This window comes from Marinobacter sp. (genome assembly GCF_041984545.1).
Taxonomy (GTDB): Bacteria; Pseudomonadota; Gammaproteobacteria; order Pseudomonadales; family Oleiphilaceae; genus Marinobacter.
Genome location: NZ_JBHIXV010000010.1, coordinates 1 through 17,078, shown reverse-complemented (window position 1 = coordinate 17,078; position 17,078 = coordinate 1). Strand labels below are relative to the sequence as shown.

The following is a 17,078-nucleotide window of genomic DNA, read 5'->3' as shown; positions in this document are numbered from 1 at the left end:
CTGGGTGCTGACCTACGTTCAAGATTGGTATCGAACATTCAGGTATTAAAGGTCATGTTGGTAACGCCTTGCTCTGTCGAGCATAAGGTGCGCAATCCGCTGTCCCAGTTCGAAACCTTCCTGCACAGTCACCAGCTGCGCGCTTGGTTTATCTCGCCCCCAGGCCTCCCCGGCCTGTCGAGAGGCAAAGAAAAGGACATCGCAACAAAACGCACTTCGAATGTCTCCCGATGCGGCCACCGACACTAAAGAGACGACCGCGTCCTCCGGCTCAAGCGAAACCACTCTCTGTGGCGTAATCGTCATGTTGATCGGGTTGTTCGTCTGCGGGCAACGCGATTGCACCTGCGCCCGTTCGCCAATAACGGTTGGAAACATCAAGGCATCCAGTGCACACCAGGTGTAAAGGGGCCGATCGTTGATGACAAATGCATGCGGGGTTTCTCGCAGTGTGATGCCGGAGCCGATCAGCCGTCCCTGGCCGTCGTACTCGATGGTCCCGCAGGGCAGTTTTTCCAGCACCAACTCTGCCTCATCAGTCGTCCAGTTGAGCGACTTCGCGAGCCGCTCAACAGTGACCGGTTGTCCCAGGGCAAGCTCGCGCAACAGCGTCACATGAAGCGCGGCTTCCCTTTCGCCGGTCAGACCCAGCCGTTCCACGATCTCATCCATGTTATACATTGGCGGCACCGTCTTATCCCGCACAGCACGACAATTGCTTCACGTCCTTGGTGAAGGTTTGGGCACAGAGCTTGAGCCCCTCCACCATGGTCAGGTACGGGAACAGCTCATCGGCAATGTCGTTCACGGTCATACGCGCACGCAGCGCCATGACGGCCGTCTGGATCAGCTCACCGGCTTCGCCCGCGACGGACTGGACACCCAGCAATCGTCCGCTGCCACGCTCAGCGACCATCTTGATGAAGCCCCCGGTATCGAAGTTAACCAGGGCCCGGGGCACGTTATCGAGGGTCAGGGTGCGGCTGTCGGTGTCGTATCCCTGAGCCTGGGCCTCCGCCTCGGACAGACCGACGGTGGCCACTTGTGGATCGGTAAAGATCACCTCGGGCATGGCGCTGAGGTCGAGGCTGGCGTCACCGCCGGTCATGTTAATGGCGGCCCGACTACCACCGGCGGCAGCCACGTAGACGAACTGGGGTTGATCGGTGCAGTCCCCGGCTGCATAAATGCCGGACGCGGTCGTTTGCAGGTGGTTGTCGATCCGGATCGCGCCGCGCTCGGTAGCCACGCCGACGGCCTCCAGGTTCAGGTTCTCGGTATTGGGTGTGCGGCCACTGGCCACCAGCAGTTGCTCCGCCTCCAGGGTGCCGGCGTTGGTTTGGAGGGTGAACACCCGGCCATTGTGGGTAATCTCACTGGCCTGGGTCTGCTTGAGCACCTCGATGCCCTCGCGACGGAAGGCCGCTTCCACGGCTTCACCCACCGCCGGGTCTTCCTGAGACAGCACCCGGCTGCGGGCCAGAATGGTGACCCGACTGCCAAGGCGGGCAAAGGCCTGAGCCAGCTCGATGGCCACCACCGAGGCACCAATCACAACGAGGCGCTCGGGAATGTGATCCAGCTCCAGCGCACTGGTGGACGTGAGATAGGGCGTCTCGGATAGCCCCGGAACAGGCGGTTCGGCGGGCCGGGCACCGGTGCCGATAAAGGCCCGGTCGAAGTGCACCGTCTGCTCGCCGCCGTCGTTGAGCGTAACCGTCAGTGTGCGCTCGTCCACGAACCGCGCCTCGCCCTTGAGGACGGTAATCGCGGCATTGTCATTGAGAATGCTCTGGTACTTGGACTCGCGCAGCTCCTCCACCCGGGCCTGTTGCTGAGCCAGAAGGGCTGAACGATCCACCACCGGTGCCTGGGCACTCAGTCCGTCGTCAAACGGGCTTTCCCGGCGAAGGTGGGCGATATGCGCCGACCGGATCATGATTTTGGACGGTACGCAACCAATGTTGACGCAGGTTCCGCCGATGGTGCCGCGCTCAATCAGCGTCACCCGGGCACCGCGCTCCGTCGCTTTCAGGGCCGCAGCCATGGCACTGCCACCGCTGCCAATCACCGCAATGTGCAGGTTGTTGTCACTCATAAACGTTACTCCTTGGTTGAAGGGCTGTCGCAGCAGGCGTCGTGTTTCTTTTTACGCCAGACGGCATAGCAGGTCAGGCCAATAAAAAAGACCAGTGCGGGCAAAAGCACGTAGTCGAGATAGCCGGTGAGGGCTGCCAGGCCTAAGGTTCCCAGCAAAACCACCAGTATTGGGGTAAAGCAGCACAGGGCGACCAGCACCGTGCCGATGACGCTCACCCGCAACAGGGTTTTGGGGTTTGCCATGGTTACTCCTGTTTTGCCTGAGATTGTTTCAGCGTGGACGGATAGCCGGCGTTGGTGGTGGCTTGCGTCAGTGCCTCAACGGTCGTTTTCTCGTCGTCGAAGGTGACCGTCGCATCGCGTTCTTCATAACGAACATCCACAGAGGTCACGCCCTCCACCCGGTTGAGAGCGGCCTTGACGGTGATCGGGCAGGCCGAACAGGTCATGCCAGGGACTGACAGGGTGACGGTTTGTGGTGCTGCCAGGGCCGGCAGGCTAACGAACAGGAATAACGCTGTGGCGATCAGTGATTTTTTCATGGTGCTATGCCTCTCAGTAAAATAGGGGTAAAACATAAGGGAACGCCAGCGCAGTCAGAATGAGCAGCGCGACAATCCAGAAAACAACCTTGTAGGTTGTGCGTACTTGCGGCACCGCGCAAACATCGCCCGGCTGGCAATCCTGTGCAGGCCGGTATATCCGGCGCCAGGCAAACACCATGGCCACCAGTGCCGCACCGATGAACCAGGGCCGATAGGGTTCCAGGGCGGCCAGATTGCCGATCCAGGCGCCTGAAACTCCTAACGCGATTAAAACCAGGGGACCAAGACAGCAGGCGGATGCCAGGACGGCGGCAACGCCCCCTGCGATCAGCGAACCGCGACCGGATTTGGGCTCAGACATTACGTTGGCTCCTTTCATGAGATGGATGACTGAGATAAGGTTACTCCCGTAGTCAGCTACGGAATCAACCCCCTATGTCCAAGAAACCACGTTCAATGACCATTGGCGCCCTGGCCAAGGCCGCCAATATTGGAGTGGAAACCATCCGCTATTACCAGCGCCGGGGACTGGTGGCAGAGCCTGACAAACCCTATGGAAGCATCCGCCATTACGACGATCAGGCGTTGGCGCGTCTTCAGTTCATTCGAACGGCCCAATGGTTGGGCTTCAGCCTGGATGAAATCGGAGGACTGCTAACACTGCAAGACGGCACCCATTGCGATGAAGCACGGGTACTGGGCGGACAGAAGCTCGCCAAGGTGCGTGAGAAAATTTCAAGTCTGCGGCGTATCGAGCGAACGCTGGAGGGGCTGGTGCAGGCATGTTGCACTGAGCAGGGTGACGTGAAGTGCCCGCTCATTACGTCTCTTTATAAGGGCGTAGAGGAAAACACGTCGTGAGCTTATCTACGAGAGCCAACTTCTCTGCCGGGGTCGGTTATGGCAACCAGCAAGGGGGCCGATCCGGTCGGCATCATACGTCGCCGCTTATCCCCGAGCCTACGCCAAATCTAAACGTTCGCTTTGCGACCAGGGCTTACTCTAGACCCAGCTAAACAAAAGCGGACATTCAGAAACGACCGAATTGAACAATAAAGCGGACCTTTTCTTCGGCCGCGTGACCTGGTTGCCTTCCCCCCCCGCGAGTCACCGAAAGACCCTCTGACATTGGAATGTTTGGCAAAACACAACCGTGCGGAGAACCCTAATCCGCGGTGCAACTAAAACAGGGATGTTTACATAAGCTCCGAATGTTCCTGACATTCGTTCCGAAAACTGCCAGTTGGAATTCTCTCAGCACCCACCGGCTGATTTGATTTTTCAGTCAGTTTTCGACTCCGGCCTCGTTTTAGGTCTGCTCTGAATCGAAACACCCGGCTATTTGCGCATTCGGGAAACTAGGTCGAGACAACTCGCTGCAAGGATCGCCTGCGCGCGGTTCTGAACATTTAGCTTACGTAAAACAGCCGAAACATGAGCCTTCACGGTCGTTTCGGCCAGGTGTAAGTTGTACGCAATCTGTTTGTTGGACTCTCCAAGTGTTATTCTCTCTAAAACTATCAACTGGCGCTTTGTTAAAGATTGAAACTGGCTGCGATCTATCTCTGCTTCTGATCCGGCTCGGCCAGCAGCAAGACCATTACCACTTTCGAATTCGTCAGAGCCTGCACAAATGCAAATCTTGCCATCCAAAACCTGTCGAATAGCGTCGACAATTTCATTTCTTGATGCATTTTTCGCTACGACTCCCATGGCCCCCCGGCCAATCGCCTGAGACGTGATATACCTATTTACTCTAACCGACATAACTATGATGGGTAGCGAAGGTGCGATCTCATTTAAGCTACCGAGACCGCCAAGCCCCTGCATTTCCGGCATGTCGAGATCGAAGAAGATGAGACCAAGGCTGCCATGCTCACTCACGATTTCCATAGCATCTTTCAAGCTGGATACCTCGAAGACATGTTCACAAAGATGATTTACTAAAATAATGTCGCGTATGGCGTCGCGAAAAAGCGGCTGATGATCAGCAATCATGACCTTGGGCAATCGCGCCATTTCAACTTCGTCCTGCCCAATGTCAGGAACTGGAAGCGAGTGCAGCGTAGCTTGGCTCTTTGCCAAGCTTCTGAAGTTATTGGCTTCTTTTAGCATTTGTTATTCCTCGCCAAACTGTACATACATTGACCGGTGCTCCGCCCGCACTCCTCGCCGCATGGATTGACTATTTCGAGCGGCATCGCGCAAGGAGCCTTAAAGCAGACCTGCGTCATTCTCTTCATCCCCATATCGGTGAAGCTTTGTGGCTCACCTGTGAGGAAGGTGTTATTCGACTCTCGGAAATTGAATGGTTGACCTATCTAGGCTAAACCCCTGCTTCTCAGAGCTGGGGTTTAGCATTTGTCCTAGAGGGCAATGACAACCGACTTTGTTTCAAGATATGAATCGAGTGACTGTTTACCCATATCACGTCCAACCCCGGAGAGTTTATAGCCCCCGAATGGGATGTTTGCATCAAGCATGTTGTGCCCGTTTACCCACACAGTGCCTGCCTTTAATTTCGGGATTAAGCGTTGCACTTGAGAAAGATTGTTTGACCAGATACTCGCTGCCAGGCCATAGCGACTATCATTGGCCCGGTCTACGACATCCTCGATATCATCAAACGGGATGACCACCAGAACGGGACCAAAGATCTCGTCTTTGGCTATGACCATAGAGTCGTCTTCGGTCGCAAATATGGTGGGCTTGACGTAATAACCTTTGCGGTCAGCACGTTCGCCACCGGTAACCAGGCGGGCACCTTCCTGGCGGCCCGTCTCAATGTAGCGACAGACCCGGTCTAGCTGAACCCTGGACACGAGTGGTCCCATTTGCGCAGCTGGATCCAGGCCAGGCCCCAGGGGTATTGCCTCTGCTAACTCGGCGAGCCGATCCAGGACCTTGTCAGAAATGCTTCGGTGAACGTAAAGTCGCGAGCCTGCACTGCAGGTTTGTCCATGGTTGAAAAAGATTGCTGCCGCTGCCCCTTGCGCAGCCTTCTCCGGATCACAGTCAGCCAGGACAATCATTGGAGACTTGCCCCCCAGCTCTAAGGTAACTCGCGCCATATTATCCATCGCAGCACGGCCTATGATCTGACCCACCTCAGTGGATCCCGTAAAACTAATCTTGTTGATGTCAGGATGAGTTATCAGTGCCGACCCAGTGCTCTGGCCCTCGCCAGTAATGATATTGACAACCCCGTCAGGAAAATTTGCCTCTCCGATCAGCTCGCACAGATAGAGGGCAGAAAGGGAAGTTTGTTCCGCAGGCTTCAACACAACCGTGCAACCCGCTGCAAGTGCCGGAGCCAGCTTCCAGCAGGCCATCAGAAAAGGAAAGTTCCACGGTATGATTGCGGCAACAACACCGACGGGTTCGCGTCGGGTATATGCAGTAAAGTCAGAGTCAGCCGGGGCAAAGGGCATGGACACATCAAGAGTCGAGCCCTCAATTTTTGTTGCCCACCCGGCCATGTAGCGAAAGAATTCCAGACCCAGGCTTATGTCAACAGCTTCGGCAATAGCAGCAGACTTGCCGTTGTCGATAGCTTCCAGCTCAGCAATGATTCTGGCATCTCGCTCAATCAGATCTGCAAGTTTGAGAAGCATGTTCTGACGGGCGGAGGGTCTCATTCGGCCCCAGTCATCACCATTGAACGCACTTTTTGCACAGCTAACGGCTTTGTTAACGTCATCAGGATGTGCAAGGGGTATGCTTCCTATAACCGTTTCTTCAGCTGGGTTTTCTACCTCTATACGTTTGTTTTCCAGAGCATCAACCCATTGGCCGCCTATCAGCATACGGTGATTTTGACGAGCCAGGAACGCCCGGGTTTTATTCTCTAAATCATGTGGATGTTTTGTGAACGTATTCATTGGTTTCCCTCAAATCACTGACTTTTCGGACGGATAGCATCTGCAGTACCCTGAATAAACGCTTTTATTTTCTCGACATCTATCTCATTCAGCGTTTCGGTAAAATCAGGCATGCCACGGGAAACGAATGGACCGTGAAACAGGAAGGCGTCCAGGTTTTCAATAACTGATTTCTTTGAGTAGCCCAGGTTTGGAATATTACCGCCCTTGTCTACACCAGGAACACCATGACAGAACACGCAATTACTGACGTAGAGAGCCGTGCCTTCTCCAATAAAGTCGGGATTATAGTCAACGCCGGAAACCAGTGAGTTCAGCTGATACTTGGTGAACTCAGGCATCTCGGCATCACCGTTCAGGACAAACGTATAAACAGTACCGGCGGTCTTGAGGTCGGAGGCTCTCTGGGATTTTCCAAAAACACCGCCCCAGCCTGCTGCAATAGAGACATACTGAGTGCCGTCTACTTCATAGGTTATGGGCGCTGCAATGACGCCGGTACCCATTGGGGATTCCCATAGGTGGTCACCCGTTTGCGCGTTGAACGCCATAAAGCGAGCGTCTGCGGTTCCCTGAAATACCAGATCGCCGGCCGTTGTCAGGGTTCCGCCGTTCCAGGGAGAGACGTGCTCGTAACGCCAGGCTTCCTGCTGCGTAACGGGATCCCAGGCTGTAAGTCGCCCGAATGGCTTGCTTGATGGTGGCGCTACGTTGAGTTGGAAAGCGGTGTTCCAACCTATGCCACTCATGGGTTGTCCCGGCTCATTGCTTTCTATGCTTTCCCAGGAGGGGTCCTCGACCATTGTGATAGGGATGTGCTGAGACGGGAAGTAGGCCAGGCCGGTTTGGTGATTAAAAGACATTGAGTGCCAATTATGGCCACCAAAAGGCCCAGGGACGATATCGAAGGGTTCGTCCATGGATCGTGCTTCAGGAACTTCTATTGGACGACCATTGCTGTCGTATCCCGTGGCCCAATTAACATCGACATAATTGTCGGCCGATATGAATTCACCGTTTGTCCGGTCGAGAACAAAAAAGAAGCCGTTTTTGGGAGCTTGCATGATAACTTTGCGACGCTCTCCATCAATCGTGAGCTCGCTGAGAATCATGTCCTGCGTTGAAGTATAGTCCCAGTTGTCCCCGGGCGTTGCTTGGTAATGCCATACGTACTCACCAGTGTCGGCATTGAGAGCAACAATCGAGGAGAGATAGAGGTTATCCCCACCTTCCGGACTACGCTTCTTGTGTGACCATGGAGATCCGTTACCCGTGCCGATATATAAGAGATTCAGGTCCGGATCAAAAACGATAGAGTCCCATACAGTGCCACCGCCACCGGCCTCCCAGTATTTTCCACTCGGGTCCCAGGTTTTTGCGGCGCGAGCCATGGCCTCGTTTTCAAACGGTTCGTCCGGATTTCCCGGCACAGTATACCAACGCCATTTCTGTGCCCCGGTTTTGGCGTCGTAAGCTGTGATGTAGCCCCTGACTCCAAATTCGGCCCCACCATTGCCTATGATCACGTTGCCATTAACAATCCGAGGTGCGCCGGTAATCGTGTAGCTCATGCCGTTGTCGGGCAGAGTATTCGTTTCCCAAACTTTTTCGCCGGTTTTTGCATCAATGGCGATCAGTCGACCATCGTAGGATGCAACATAGACATTTCCGTAGTGCACTGCCACGCCACGGTTTACAACATCACAGCAACCCCTGGAGCCCGCCTCCCCAGGTACTTCAGGGTCGTAGGTCCAGAGTTTTTTGCCGGTCTTTGCATCAAGTGCATGTACAATGCTCCAGGAGGCAGAGACATACATCACGCCATCCACAACAAGTGGAGTGGCCTCGACACCTCGCTCAGACCCAAGGTTGTAGGACCATGCAAGCCCGAGGTTTTCGACATTGTCCGCCGAAATTTGGGAAAGAGGGCTAAAGCGCGTCTCCGCATAATCAAAACCATGGGTGGGCCAGTCCTTGCCGGTTTTGGCATTTTCAATGATATAGCTTTGGTTAACCTGATCGGCGGCAATAACGGTGCTGGCTCCGATTACTAAAAATGGAACTAATACCCTACTTATCGCTTTTTTTGTGAAACGGTTTTTGTAGTGACTATTAATCAGCTTCATTTCTATGTCCTTTCGTTTTTATTACTGTTTTATAAGATTTTAAAACGCCTTTAGAATCCGAAAGTTGAGTCGATGTTGTTCTTTAAATCCATTTTCTACGGACAAATCGCTTCCATAATTTGCGATTAGTTGCAGTCCCGGATTCGCAAACCATGCCGTACCGATTGTCATTTTGGTGGTGGCAAGGTCATTGTCCTGGTTAATATCATTTATCTGTGTCTCACCGCCGAAAGTATGAGAAATACCGGTGCGAAGGTCCCATTGCGGCGTTACGTTATAACGCAGGAAGCCTTGGAGCTGATACAAGGGGTCCTGTTCCAGAGTGGCCTTGGAGGCACCGAGTTCGTCATTCTTGCCGAAAAAAGTGACGTCACCAACCAGGTCTAATGAGATGTTAGAAGTGAGACCAGTTATGTAACCCGCCTGTAATGTATGTTTCCACCGGTTTTCGCCAAGATTTAATGTGTCATTTCGATCGTAACTCCCTACCGGAACATACAGGAACGGAGTAATGCCGAAATAGGTGTTACTTTCGGGCTCGTTTACAAGCCAAACTGTCGCCGCAAGTATCAGGTCGCCGATGCCACTGGTGTCACCAAGGGAAGAGGTATCGTCTTTTCCTTCCACCTTGCCAAATGGGAGGAGAAATTGAGGGTCTACTGTGTAACCGCCAATTTCAGTGAAATGCACCCCACGCAGGATTCCTACCTGTGAGTCTAATCCAGCATTAATGGGCGCTTTGTCGCCATCCGAGTAGAGTGAGTCTGCAGTGGCGTATTGATAGTAGACCATTCCAAGATTGGTTCCGGCGGGCAGTGCCGTGTAATCCCCGGCATCAACGTCAATAGCTACTGCATTACCGGAAGTCAGCAACATGGTGGTTAATCCAACAGAAGCGACGCTGAAATTCCCCTTTCTGGAACCGAGTAAACTTTTTTGCTTATAGTTTGATACAGATGACATAGTGCAGCCTCTTATTAGTTTTGTTGGTATTGCACTCGACGTGAAGCAATCAATATGCCAGATCGATTGCTCCTTAGGAAATTATTATGAAACAATTACTTATGCGGCTTTATAGCATCTATGTTTTAGTTTTTGGAAAAAAGTGGATCGTTTCAATACACTAAAATTGGATGGTTGAATAAAAAAAATACAGAGTGGTGGGTGTCCTTATGCATAAAAAGATCGTTGATCTGAACACTCAGGTCCAGCAAGCCCGTGAGTTGTTTGACGAAGGGCATGTTGTACCGTCCCAGTGGGTGCGGGATGAGGTTTTGCGCTCTTGGCTAAGATGCAGAAAACATGGCGTGTCCCCCTCTGGTCAGCTCTTACTTGAGGCCGCGCAATTCGACCAGATTTCTTATATCCGCAATCAACATCAGCGTCTCATGACATTTGCCGAGCCTGAAATGCATCGGTTGTTTCGTGCAATCAGTTCTGCAGGTTGGGTTTTGGCGTGTCTGGAAAGAGAAGGCCGCAGCATTAAATATTTCGGCAATGACAGTCCCTGCTACGAATTGCTGGGAGCCGCTTTGAATCCTGGTATGGACCTTTCAGAGGATATAGCTGGAACCAATGCTCCCGGTTGCGCTTTGATAGAAGGCAGGCCTTCGCTTGTGTGTGGAAGTGAGCATTTCTTGCATTCTTTCCGCGATCTATCCTGCGTGGCAGTGCCCATTTTTGACCCTGCAGGGACGCTGGTCGGGGCTTTGAATGCTTCGAAACCTTATGATGGCCGACCGGTCGGGATTCTTGAAGCAGTTGCGCTCGCAACTCGGTCTGTTGAGAATCGAATGGTCGACGATTTGCGTGGCGCCTTGGTCCTCGCCCTTCACTATCGCCCGGAGCTTACACAGTCACCCATGCGTGGGTTGATACATTTCGGCGAGGATGGTGAAGTTTTAGGTGCAAACCCCTCGGCCAGACAGATGCTGGATCTCGAGTCTCTCGAGAAGACGCAGAGTCAGGTCTGTTTCAAAGACTTATTTTCATGTCGCGCTGCCGAGATCGAGGGATCACAACAAAGCCCTGTTGAGGTGGAATGTCACAATGGGGCAAGGCTTTTTCTTAAGGTTGAAAGTCTTCGGAAAGGGCTCGTGAGCGTCAAATCGACGCCACCGCAAAGACGGCCGGACATCAGTCAGTCTTTTTATGTGGGCGAGCCAACAAAACCACTTTTTGACAAGGCGCATCGGGCCTTTCAGTTTGGAGTTCCGGTTCTGGTGACTGGGGAAACCGGAACAGGCAAAGAGGTTTTAGCGCGCTCGCTACATGCCAATGGGCCTTCTTCAAAAGGCGCGTTTGTTGCCGTGAACTGCTCGGCTATTCCTGCCGGCCTGATAGAATCAGAGTTGTTTGGCTATGCAGACGGCGCTTTTACTGGTGCCCGACGTGGGGGTGCCAAGGGGAAATTTGAGGAAGCGAACGGCGGTACGCTCTTCCTGGATGAAATAGGCGATATGCCGGTAGAATTTCAAGCACGGTTGTTACGTGTTTTGCAAGAACGCATTGTCACCAGGCTTGGAGAAGAGAAGTCTCGGCCCGTCTCGTTTTCTCTGGTCTGTGCGACACATCGGAACCTTGATGAGCTTATGGAGAGTGGGGACTTTCGGAGCGATCTTTACTACCGAATCAATGGCCTCAGGGTGCAGCTCCCTGCTCTGCGGGAGCGTGAAGACCTCGATGCTTTAATTGATCACTTGCTGGCATCAATGTCACAGGAAGATTCCCCGCCAATTCTGACAGCTGAGGCTCGTAATCTCTTAAGGCACCATTCGTGGAGAGGCAATATTAGAGAGCTCCAGCAGGCACTGAATCTTGGCCAGGCGCTTTCTACTCAGGGAATTATCGATGTTGAGCACTTGCCCGAGGACATCAAGGCCAAAAATGATACTGCGGATGTGGACGTAGGCGAGGGCGGCACACTCGCCGCTGCGGAGCGCCAAGCGGTGCGATGTGTGCTCGAGAAACACAATCACAACGTCAGTGCCGCGGCTCGAGAATTAGGAATAACACGAGCCACTCTCTATCGGAAAATTAAACATTTTGGCCTCTGAGGTAATTCGTGGACTAGCCCGAATTTCTCATGAGGGGATAAAACGCGCCGCTCTTTTCACCGAGTAAGCGCCTGGGCATTACAGTTTGTCAGGTGTATCCGGCTTCTAGTTGTGGGGCATTAGCTTGGCTGTGCCGGTCGTTGTCCGCCCATTCCAAATGTCCGCTTTGCGACCAAGGCATCCTCTGACCTCAGCTAAACAAAAGCGAACATTCGCGTCGACCAACACGCGCCCACGAAGCCGTTTGAGAGCAAGCCCTTTCACAATAAGCGCTCCAACAGGCACACTTCATCAAACTGGCTGAGTTAGATGGTTATCTCCGGGTGAAACCGTTAGAGGATCTACTGAGGTGAGTGCGTGGCAATTTTCGACATAGAGAAAGATGATCTACTCCGACTGACCGATAGTGAGCTCGAAGAGTTAGTTGCGCGTCTCGCCGAGGCCGAAGTGGCAGCGCATGGCCATAGCCCCGCATGGGTACGCTGGTCAGGTTCAATCAACGCGCCTGATGAAGGAATTGATATCCATGTTCAGGTTCCCGTCGATACGCTAAATACCGGCTTTCTTGTTAAGCCTGACACGATCCTTCAAGCCAAGAAGCACTCGATGCCGAAGGCCTCAATCACTAATGAGATGGCCGCCGACGGCCAACTGTCACCGACAATCTCTGGCCAAGCTGCAAAGTGCGGAAGCTACATTATTGTCAGCTTGGGTGATGATTGCTCCCCTCCCATGCTGAAAGATCGCTTAAAAGCTATGCGGGATGCCGTAGAGGATGATCCCAATAGCGACAATATTCACCTGAACTTTTACGACCGTTCTAAGCTGACTCAATGGTTGCGACAGCATCCTTCTATCATGCTTTGGGTAAAACGAAAGCTTGGCCAAGGGTTCTCAGGTTGGCAGCCATACGGCGCCTGGAGTAATCCTCCACACGATGTCGTTGACGATCTAATTTCTGCCCCGGGTGTAATGGTCACGTTACCCTCAGGAAAGGGCCAGAAGCTAAGCATTGAAGACGCCATTGATCCGATGCGAAACCTAGTTCGGTCCACCACTAAAGCTGTTCGTGTCACGGGCTTATCCGGAGTTGGGAAGACCAGGATCGTGCAGGCACTCTTCGACGAAACGGTTGTTTCAGGCGCCCTTGATAAAACTATCGCAATATACGTAGATACGGGTGATGAACCGGACCCTTCGGCAGCAGCGATGCTGGACAGGCTTATCGCTGAGGGCCGTCGTGCCATCATAATCCTCGATAATTGCCCATCAGAATTGCACTCTTCACTCGCCAGCAAAGTATCAGCCGCAAGCGGCGATATAGGCCTCATCACTGTTGAGTACGACATTAGGAACGACGACAAACCTCAGACAACAGAGGTTATTCACATTGAAGCTGCGGGACCGCAGGTTGCCGAGCAGCTTCTGCTCCGCCGCTTCCCCGGCATCGGCCAGAACAATGCCCGTCGGATAGCAGAGTTCGCAAATGGGAACGCGAGGGTGTCCCTGGCAATTGCCGAAAGAGTCGAAGAAAACGAGAGTTTGGCTCAGCTTTCTGACGCGCAGCTATTTGACCGCTTGTTCGAGCAAGGTAAGCGTCCAGACCACGATCTTCGGGAGCAGGCTGAAACTCTGTCTCTGGTATATTCGTTCTCGGTCTCAATCCCTGAGAATGGTAACAGCGAGTTGGAAGTGTTGGGTTCGATTTCAGGGCATTCCCAGCGTCAATTGTTCCGATCCGTCAAAATCCTGATGGACCGTCATGTCATGCAGACGAGAGGGTATTGGCGAGCCATCCTCCCCCATGCCATTGCGAACAAGCTGGCAGCATCGGCACTTGAAAGCATCCCAGTTGATCACATCCGGGCGACCTTTGAAGGCTCCGGCAGTCAACGCTTACTTATGTCGTTCGCACACAGGCTGGGACTCTTGCACGATCATCCCGTTGCGAAAGAGATCGTTGAGGCTTGGCTCCAGCCATATGGGCTGCTGGGACGGATTTTAACGCTTGAAGGTATGACCGCAAGAATGCTGGAGTACATTGCTCCGGTTGCACCTGAAGTACTGCTCGAGAGGATTGAAGCAGAGATTTCCGCGCCTGAATTTGAAGGTATGGATCCGCATCGAAATACACAACGGTCAACCATTCTCAAGCTTTTGCAAATGTTGGCATACGAAGCGTGCGCCTTCGACCGCTGCGCCCGGCTGCTAATCCGGGTGGCCGACTACGAAGATGAGAACAACAACTACGACGCGGTTCGAGATAAGATCGTAAGATTTTTCCAGCCCTACCTGTCTGGCACACATGCCTCTCTAAACCAACGCATTGCGATCATGAATGAATGCCTTTTGTCAGAGGTGGCTGGACGAAGGTCGCTGGGCTTTCGGATGCTTTCAACTGCCTTGGGTGGGCCGCCTTGGACAGGATATGGGATGAACGAGTTTGGTGCGCGCCCAAGAGACTTTGGATTCCGACCCAGCCACGATGAACTCGTGGAATGGCGCAGCGCCTCTATCGATGTTGCGGTGCGATTAGGGACCTCTGGCGATCCCAATCTTGAAGGACCCGCACGACAGACCTTCGCAAACGCGTTTCGAGGGTTATGGCACCACAAAGCGATCAGGGACAAACTCGTCGACTCTGCTAGAAAGCTTAATGCCCATTACCCCTGGGTCGAGGGCTGGAAAGCCGTCCGATCGACAATCTACTTTGACCACACCAAGCGCAAAGGCAAAGATGATTTCGAGCCGCTGCCAGATAAACTCGCCGCATTGGAGAGAGAGCTGGAACCCGATGAATTGGTCCCGAAAATAATGACATTTGTGCTCGGCAAGGGACACGATTATTGGGCACTAGACGCCGACTTTGATCATCAAGAAGGGAACACGTTTCGCGAAACCATGAAGCGACTTGACGCCAAGGCACTCCAATTGGGGGAGGACTTTGCAACATCAGACTATGAGCTCGAAGAGTTAGGTCCCAGTCTGTTCTCCAGCGACGGAAAGCCCTATCGCGCCACATTCGGGAGAGGGTTAGCGAAGGGGAGCCATAACCTGCGAGTTGGTTGGCAGCAACTCATCGATCTGCTGGAACAACAGCCCGAAGGCAATAAGGACTTTGCAGTTTTTGGAGGCTTCATTGAAGGGGCTGACTCTTCCGATCCAGTACTAGCACAGCAGCTGCTTGACCAGTGTGCAAAGCATCCTCAGCTTCGAAACGTATTGGTTGGATTGCATCCCCGACGGAGGTTCACAGAAACAGACTTAGATCGCTGTGTGGCGCTTCTCAATGATCCTGCTGTTTACCCGCGAATGTATGGAACAATCATCTGGCGGGACGACTATGCTCACTTGCCCGAAAGCCGTGTTCTTGATCTTACTCAGCGACTTCTAGATCGACCGAACGGCGACGACGTGGTTTTGGAGGCCTTGAGTATGAAGCTATCAGACAGAAATGAGGCGGCTGATACGCTCGGATTGGCCCTCAGACGAATCGGTCTGAAAGCAGCAATTCAGAGGCTCCAAGGAGATCACCGTGACGCTGGTGGATCCATGGACTACAACATGGAGCGCGTCGTAAGGTCTGCATTGCACTTTGAGGGGAACGAGGCCGAAAAGCTGGAGTGGTTGGACACTATCGTTACGGTTATTGATGAGCACCATGGCTTTGTTCATGCATTCGAAAGTGCTATCGCAACGACAGTGGAATTAATGCCAGAGACGTTTCTAAGTCAAATTTTTAAGGGCACTGAACCTGAACAACGTCGAAGACTGTTCTTTCTTCAGGATGAAGACATGCGTCAGTCCCCTCTATCCAGGATCAACGTGGATGCTCTGATTGGATGGTGCAAAACGAGAACCGATAACGATGTTTGGGCATCAATTGCGGCTGGTGTCGTTCTTTGGTCAACAACTGATGATCAAAGGGGAGTCGTTACCATTTCGGAGACGGCTATTCGTCTGCTTGAGGCCTCCCCCGAGCCAGAAGCTATTCTTAAGACATTCGCCGAGCGCGTCACCCCATCATCTTGGTCCGGTAGCCGAGCGGGCGTAATGCAACCTCGGGCGGATGCTATTGGTAGGTTGGTAGAACACGGGCGCCCGGAAATATCCCAGGCTGCCAAAACAATTGCCTCTGATCTGGATAAGTTGATCGAATCCCAGAGAGAGCGTGAACAGCGAGAGGATGAAGAACGAGAGCAAAGGTTTGAGTGACTGTAAGAAAACGTCAACTTCCTTCGAACATCCGCAGTAACGGTATAGAGTTTCTCCCAAGACGCCAGAATTTCTAGTGAATCGAAGGCTGAGTTAACGGGGCGCACGGCCCTAGAGAAGGACCGCCTTCGGTCGATCTGAATGTTCGCTTTGCGGCCAAAGGTTTCGACAACAAGGCGTTTTGGATTCATAGATAACGCGGAGTGGCTGTGCCTTGGAGATGGTGAGGTGGAAACCGTGCAATGGTCTTTTTACTGAGTGATATAGCAGCGGCCTAAAGTGACTGGGCTCCAGCAAGGCACAATTTGGGCACAGGCAAATAAAAAAGGCCTGCGTTTTCACGCAAGCCTTTGAAAATAATGGCGCGCCCGATAGGATTCGAACCTATGACCTTTGCCTCCGGAGGACACCCTCAAAGGTAGGCAGCAACCGGTCTAAATCGGTGAAAAATCTCAAAGATCAAATGCCTAAAGCAAAAACTGCCAGCCTCCAAAACCCCGATATATCAGCATTTTAAGCCTATTTACACCTAAGTGTGGCACACATGACCTGCCCCCAATTACTAAACCACTCACTGCTTAGTAATGTCGGTTAATTTCGACCCTTTTTCAGTAGTACGGTAGCCAGCGGCAAACTCCAGTGGTGTCTGGTAGCTCAAGGCTGAATGGGGTCGGTTTTCGTTATAGTCTCGTCGCCAGTTACCAATGACTTCTCTGGCATGGGCCAGATCCCGGAACCAGTGTTCGTTCAAGCACTCGTCTCGGAAGCGCCCATTGAAGCTTTCGATGAAGCCGTTCTGAGTCGGCTTCCCCGGCTGGATCAGCTTCAGTTCCACCCGGTTATCATAAGCCCACTGATCCAGAGCCTTACTGGTGAACTCCGGCCCCTGATCTGTCCTGACAGCCTGAGGATAGCCTCTGAAGGCGGCTATGGCATCAAGAGTGCGAGCCACCTGGTCACCAGAGATCCCGTTTGCAACGGGAATGTCGAGGCACTCCTTGGTGAAGTCATCAACAATGGTCAGGCATTTTATCCGCCGACCACACGCCAGTGAGTCCATAACGAAATCCATGGACCAGGTCTGGTTGGGAGCCTCCGGCAACACCAGGGGCTGACGTTCCATGGCGATACCCTTGCGGCGCTTGCGCTTCGGTA

General features: G+C 53.0%; 13 protein-coding genes. 3 read left to right on the top strand and 10 right to left on the bottom strand.

Going from position 1 to position 17,078, the window contains the following annotated elements:
• Positions 1-45: 45 nt before the first annotated feature.
• From merB to merT, 5 genes are read right to left on the bottom strand one after another with little or no spacing between them, the layout of a single operon-like run.
• Positions 46-681 carry an organomercurial lyase MerB gene (gene merB, locus ACFC20_RS06705; protein WP_008175605.1) on the bottom strand — a complete coding sequence of 212 codons (636 nt, stop codon included), beginning with the start codon at positions 679-681 and terminating at the stop codon, positions 46-48.
• A 13-nt stretch (positions 682-694) separates the two neighbouring features.
• A complete protein-coding gene (gene merA, locus ACFC20_RS06700) occupies positions 695-2,098 on the bottom strand; it encodes a mercury(II) reductase (RefSeq protein ID WP_008175602.1) in 1,404 nt (467 codons plus the stop codon).
• 5 nt (positions 2,099-2,103) lie between these two features.
• Entirely contained in the window at positions 2,104-2,343 is a 240-nt protein-coding gene (gene merF, locus ACFC20_RS06695; protein ID WP_008175600.1) for a mercury resistance system transport protein MerF, read from the bottom strand.
• Between the two features lie 2 nt (positions 2,344-2,345).
• Positions 2,346-2,642 carry a mercury resistance system periplasmic binding protein MerP gene (gene merP, locus ACFC20_RS06690; protein ID WP_008175598.1) on the bottom strand — a complete coding sequence of 99 codons (297 nt, stop codon included), beginning with the start codon at positions 2,640-2,642 and terminating at the stop codon, positions 2,346-2,348.
• Positions 2,643-2,655: 13 nt separating this feature from the next.
• Complete coding sequence (merT, locus tag ACFC20_RS06685) at positions 2,656-3,006, bottom strand: mercuric ion transporter MerT (protein ID WP_008175596.1); 351 nt, start codon at positions 3,004-3,006, stop codon at positions 2,656-2,658.
• A gap of 74 nt (positions 3,007-3,080) precedes the next feature.
• Here merT and ACFC20_RS06680 point away from each other — a divergent pair, with 74 nt between their 5' ends.
• Positions 3,081-3,506 carry a MerR family DNA-binding protein gene (locus ACFC20_RS06680; protein WP_008175593.1) on the top strand — a complete coding sequence of 142 codons (426 nt, stop codon included), beginning with the start codon at positions 3,081-3,083 and terminating at the stop codon, positions 3,504-3,506.
• Between the two features lie 477 nt (positions 3,507-3,983).
• On the opposite strand, the gene ACFC20_RS06675 is transcribed toward ACFC20_RS06680, so the two are convergent.
• The 4 genes from ACFC20_RS06675 to ACFC20_RS06660 form a co-directional block, all read right to left on the bottom strand.
• A complete protein-coding gene (locus ACFC20_RS06675; RefSeq protein WP_091643521.1) occupies positions 3,984-4,760 on the bottom strand; it encodes a response regulator transcription factor in 777 nt (258 codons plus the stop codon).
• A 251-nt stretch (positions 4,761-5,011) separates the two neighbouring features.
• Positions 5,012-6,526 carry an aldehyde dehydrogenase family protein gene (locus ACFC20_RS06670; RefSeq protein WP_091643524.1) on the bottom strand — a complete coding sequence of 505 codons (1,515 nt, stop codon included), beginning with the start codon at positions 6,524-6,526 and terminating at the stop codon, positions 5,012-5,014.
• Between the two features lie 14 nt (positions 6,527-6,540).
• Positions 6,541-8,652, bottom strand: coding sequence for a PQQ-dependent dehydrogenase, methanol/ethanol family (locus ACFC20_RS06665; RefSeq protein WP_091643527.1), 2,112 nt, complete (start codon positions 8,650-8,652; stop codon positions 6,541-6,543).
• 39 nt (positions 8,653-8,691) lie between these two features.
• A complete protein-coding gene (locus ACFC20_RS06660; protein ID WP_069183784.1) occupies positions 8,692-9,615 on the bottom strand; it encodes a transporter in 924 nt (307 codons plus the stop codon).
• Between the two features lie 209 nt (positions 9,616-9,824).
• Here ACFC20_RS06660 and ACFC20_RS06655 point away from each other — a divergent pair, with 209 nt between their 5' ends.
• Together ACFC20_RS06655 and ACFC20_RS06650 are read left to right on the top strand one after the other, a co-directional pair.
• Positions 9,825-11,708 (top strand): sigma-54-dependent Fis family transcriptional regulator, encoded by a 1,884-nt coding sequence (locus ACFC20_RS06655; protein ID WP_091643530.1) that lies wholly within the window; start codon positions 9,825-9,827, stop codon positions 11,706-11,708.
• Between the two features lie 357 nt (positions 11,709-12,065).
• Complete coding sequence (locus tag ACFC20_RS06650) at positions 12,066-15,923, top strand: hypothetical protein (protein ID WP_375192323.1); 3,858 nt, start codon at positions 12,066-12,068, stop codon at positions 15,921-15,923.
• A 571-nt stretch (positions 15,924-16,494) separates the two neighbouring features.
• On the opposite strand, the gene ACFC20_RS06645 is transcribed toward ACFC20_RS06650, so the two are convergent.
• Positions 16,495-17,078 (bottom strand): IS3 family transposase (locus tag ACFC20_RS06645; protein WP_375192322.1); only part of this gene is annotated, 584 nt, incomplete at its 5' end.

Coding starts and splice junctions, on each gene's coding strand:
- merB (WP_008175605.1), bottom strand. CDS start 681: ATGTATAACATGGATGAGATCGTGGAACGGCTGGGTCTGACCGGCGAA.
- merT (WP_008175596.1), bottom strand. CDS start 3,006: ATGTCTGAGCCCAAATCCGGTCGCGGTTCGCTGATCGCAGGGGGCGTT.
- ACFC20_RS06680 (WP_008175593.1), top strand. CDS start 3,081: ATGTCCAAGAAACCACGTTCAATGACCATTGGCGCCCTGGCCAAGGCC.
- merA (WP_008175602.1), bottom strand. CDS start 2,098: ATGAGTGACAACAACCTGCACATTGCGGTGATTGGCAGCGGTGGCAGT.
- merP (WP_008175598.1), bottom strand. CDS start 2,642: ATGAAAAAATCACTGATCGCCACAGCGTTATTCCTGTTCGTTAGCCTG.
- ACFC20_RS06655 (WP_091643530.1), top strand. CDS start 9,825: ATGCATAAAAAGATCGTTGATCTGAACACTCAGGTCCAGCAAGCCCGT.
- ACFC20_RS06670 (WP_091643524.1), bottom strand. CDS start 6,526: ATGAATACGTTCACAAAACATCCACATGATTTAGAGAATAAAACCCGG.
- ACFC20_RS06675 (WP_091643521.1), bottom strand. CDS start 4,760: ATGCTAAAAGAAGCCAATAACTTCAGAAGCTTGGCAAAGAGCCAAGCT.
- ACFC20_RS06660 (WP_069183784.1), bottom strand. CDS start 9,615: ATGTCATCTGTATCAAACTATAAGCAAAAAAGTTTACTCGGTTCCAGA.
- merF (WP_008175600.1), bottom strand. CDS start 2,343: ATGGCAAACCCCAAAACCCTGTTGCGGGTGAGCGTCATCGGCACGGTG.
- ACFC20_RS06665 (WP_091643527.1), bottom strand. CDS start 8,652: ATGAAGCTGATTAATAGTCACTACAAAAACCGTTTCACAAAAAAAGCG.